This is a genomic window from Microcoleus sp. K5-D4, from assembly GCF_036704575.1.
Taxonomy (GTDB): domain Bacteria; phylum Cyanobacteriota; class Cyanobacteriia; order Cyanobacteriales; family Microcoleaceae; genus Microcoleus.
In genome coordinates, this window is the sequence record NZ_JAUBSD010000176.1 from 1 (window position 1) to 3,447 (window position 3,447).

Here is a 3,447-nt window from a genome sequence, read left to right on the forward strand (position 1 = left end):
CTTGCGGGCAACTTGCTGCGTAAAATTTCCACAGCTTGCAAATACAGCGGTTCCGCTTCCGAGTACCTTCCTTGGGATTGATAAAGTCCGGCTAAATTGTTGAGGTTAATAGCTAAACTGGGATGGTCTTCAGGAAGCGATTTCCTGTCTATTTCCACAGCTTGCAAATACAGCGGTTCCGCTTCCGAGTACCTTCCTTGGGATTTATAAAGTTGGGCTAAGTTGTTGAAATGAGTAGCTAAACTGGGATGGTCTTCAGGAAGCGAACGCCTGTGTATTTCCCCAGCTTGCAAAAACAGCGGTTCCGCTTCCGAGTACCTTCCTTGGGATTGATAAAGTCCGGCTAAATTGTTGAGGTGAGTAGCTAAACTGGGATGGTCTTCAGGAAGCGAACGCCTGTCTATTTCCACAGCTTGTAAAAACAGCGGTTCCGCTTCCGAGTATCTGCCTTGGGATTTATAAAGTTGGGCTAAATTGTTGAGGTAATTAGCTAAACGGGGATGGTCTTCAGGAAGCAATCGCCTGTGTATTTCCCCAGCTTGCAAAAACAGCGGTTCCGCTTCCGAGTACCTTCCTTGGGATTGATAAAGTCCGGCTAAATTGTTGAGGTGAGTAGCTAAACTGGGATGGTCTTCAGGAAGCGAACGCCTGTCTATTTCCACAGCTTGCAAAAACAGCGGTTCTGCTTCCGAGTACCTTACTTGGGATTGATAAAGTAGGGCTAAATTGTTGAGGTGATTAGCTAAACTGGGATGGTCTTCAGGAAGTGATCGCCTGTGTATTTCCCCAGCTTGCAAATACAGCAGTTCCGCTTCCGAGTACCTTCCTTGGGATTGATAAAGTAAAGCAAGGTAATTTAAACTGATTGATAATGCCGCTTCCATCTCTAACTCTTGTTGCAGCCCGATCGCCTTTTTAAAATAGTCGATCGCCAATTCATACTCATCCTGAAAATTTTCGCACTCTCCCGACTCGATCCTTCTGTAATAAATCTTCCCCATACTCGCATAAAGACTTGCCAAACTGGGGTCTTGGAGTCCTTTTTTCTGTTCGGTTCGCGCGATTAAATCCTGCAAATCTTCCAGCGGAATCAAACTCGGCGGTTCGCGATCGTCCTCTTCAACTAGGGATCGAAACGGTTCAAATTCAGTTTTGGGAACAGCCGCAGTTTTTTTAGTATCAAACCGAAACACACCTTTGCGCCAACTCCAAAAATCAGGAGATTCATTGCTAATCAGAATTTCAATTTGTCGCGTCACCCACAAGACAATCGAAAACGGAAATTCCCGCAATGCTTCCCGCGTCCATTGCAAATAACCAAAAAACACTTGTTGTTCCGATCGACTTTCGCCAAATTGTTTAAAAAACCGCAGTTTCTCCACACCCGTCACGGTGATCACGGCTTTTCCCCGCTGCTGCAAATATGCTTCTTGTTCGACTAAATTGGCGATCGCCGATCGCAAACTCGGTTCACCCCTCGCCAATTCTACGCGATAGCGGCGGATATCCGGTTCGAGTTCTGCTTCATAATCCGAAATCAGGCGATCGCGACAGTCGCTATCATCGCAAACAGCGATTAGCAAGTTGAGAATATCTTTACCCGCTTCAATTGACACGAGTAAATCTTCATAATTATCTTGGTTTTGACTGTTGAGATTCGACATAATTGATTGTCATTTGTATCGAAGTCTCGATCCCCCTAAATCCCCCTTAATAAGGGGGACTTTGAGAACATTCTTGTCCCCCCCTTAATAAGGGGGACTTTGAGAATACTCTTGTCCCCCCCTTCTTAAGGGGGGCTAGGGGGGATCGACTTTGGACTCAGACATTACCTTAGTCCCTCTTTGCTGGGCCGAAAATTTGTGCGATCGCGTTGCTAGCGGTTTCAACCGCCGAGTTTAATTGTTGAGTATCAAAGAAATTCTTCAAGCGGAAAATCATCTCGCTGCTTTAACAATTCTAGCACGATCGGGTGAATGTCGTACCACAAAACACCATTGCGATATTCCAAAACATATAACCCATGCAGCAAGTCCAAAAACCCTTGTGCTTTCGGGTCGGCAGGTTTAAAATCTCTGTAAGTTGCCATCAACATCTCATAATCAGTTGTTCCTAAACGGGTATCAAAATCGATCCGCAATTTATTAATCGCTTCCTCAAACACCTCAGCATTAATTTTAATCGCAGCTTCTGGATTGCGTCGCACCAACCGCAAACAAATGCGACAACATTCGTTAGCAATTCTAATCAATTCTCGCAATACTCCACCGCTGTATGCGACAACGCGATCCAGTGTTTCTGGTTCGATCAATTCGCTTCCCAAGCGTTTAGCTAAAATCTCTTTCAATCTCGCCGCCGGTTCCGCCATTGCAACAGCATCAGCATTCCGGCTTTCCCCGCGTTTAAACAGCTTTGTGACTGGCATGAACACGATTTGATCGTTAGTTTCCGTTTCCACGGTAGCCGCCAAAGAGACATCTCGCAGCGCCGAAATAGGAGTTGTTAAAATCATCCTAAAATTCGGCAAAAATAGGGCTTTGATATGTTCTTGATAAACTTGGCGAACGACACCTAAATCCAACTTATCCAGGTCATCAATCACTACAATTACGTCTTTTTTGGCGCCTTCTCGAACTACGGCAGCAATCTCGTTAATTGTCGCCACCAAATCCGAAACTTTGCGAATAAATTCTTGTTTTATTTCTTCACGAATCGTCGCATCAGCTTTTAACTTCCCTGTAATCATCTTAAACAAGTTAAAACCGACCGATCCGCTTGCGCCCAATTCGTCAATTTTTGTTTTAGTTTTAGTGGCAAACCAGTTATAAAATGATTCTTTAATTGATTGTTTGATGGGAATTTCCAGTTTTTCTGCTGCATCCATCAACTGAACTGCGATCGCAAACAAAATATTGATATGATTAACATCCGACATTTCAATCAAGTCGGAAATCGAGAAAAAGACTGTAAAATAGCGATCGTTCATCTGGCGGCAAAATTCCGCCAACAGTGTAGATTTACCGCAACCGCGATGTCCGCTAAAAATAATTTTACCCCTACCGGAAGGGTCATCTTCGACTAATTGCTCTAATTGTTCGAGCACTTCCGTCCCGTATTCTACTCGGAAGTTCTCGACTTCTTTCGGAGTTATCAGCGGCGATAACTCCATATTTGCATAGGCTGTCCGAAAGGATTCTAATAATATTTTTGACATGGCACTCTGAGGCTATTATTTAATGTTCTTCATGATTATAAGCTTTCTACCATCTTAATTGTAGATTTTTGAGCCGGATCGAGGGCCCACCCCACAATAGTTTTTAAAGCCGGAGAGTTCCCCTAGCCACCCTTAACAAAAAGGGGACAAGATTACCTGGGGGGGTGACAAAGAGGTCTACGAGATAGACTGTATAAGGGTTGCGGCCCGCATACCTTGTTGATAAAAGCTGC

Annotated in this window: 2 protein-coding genes; both read right to left on the minus strand. The window is 44.4% G+C overall.

Annotated elements, in window-relative coordinates:
• Positions 1 to 1,664, minus strand: a 1,664-nt coding sequence (locus tag QUA77_RS28745; RefSeq protein ID WP_333454016.1) for a tetratricopeptide repeat protein, incomplete at its 3' end; no start/stop codon positions are given.
• Between the two features lie 248 nt (positions 1,665 to 1,912).
• Complete coding sequence (locus tag QUA77_RS28750) at positions 1,913 to 3,214, minus strand: ATP-binding protein (protein ID WP_333454018.1); 1,302 nt, start codon at positions 3,212 to 3,214, stop codon at positions 1,913 to 1,915.
• Positions 3,215 to 3,447: the final 233 nt, after the last annotated feature.

What these genes read in the sequence shown, in the direction of transcription:
- QUA77_RS28750 (WP_333454018.1), bottom strand. Translation starts at nt 3,214, where the DNA reads ATGTCAAAAATATTATTAGAATCCTTTCGGACAGCCTATGCAAATATG.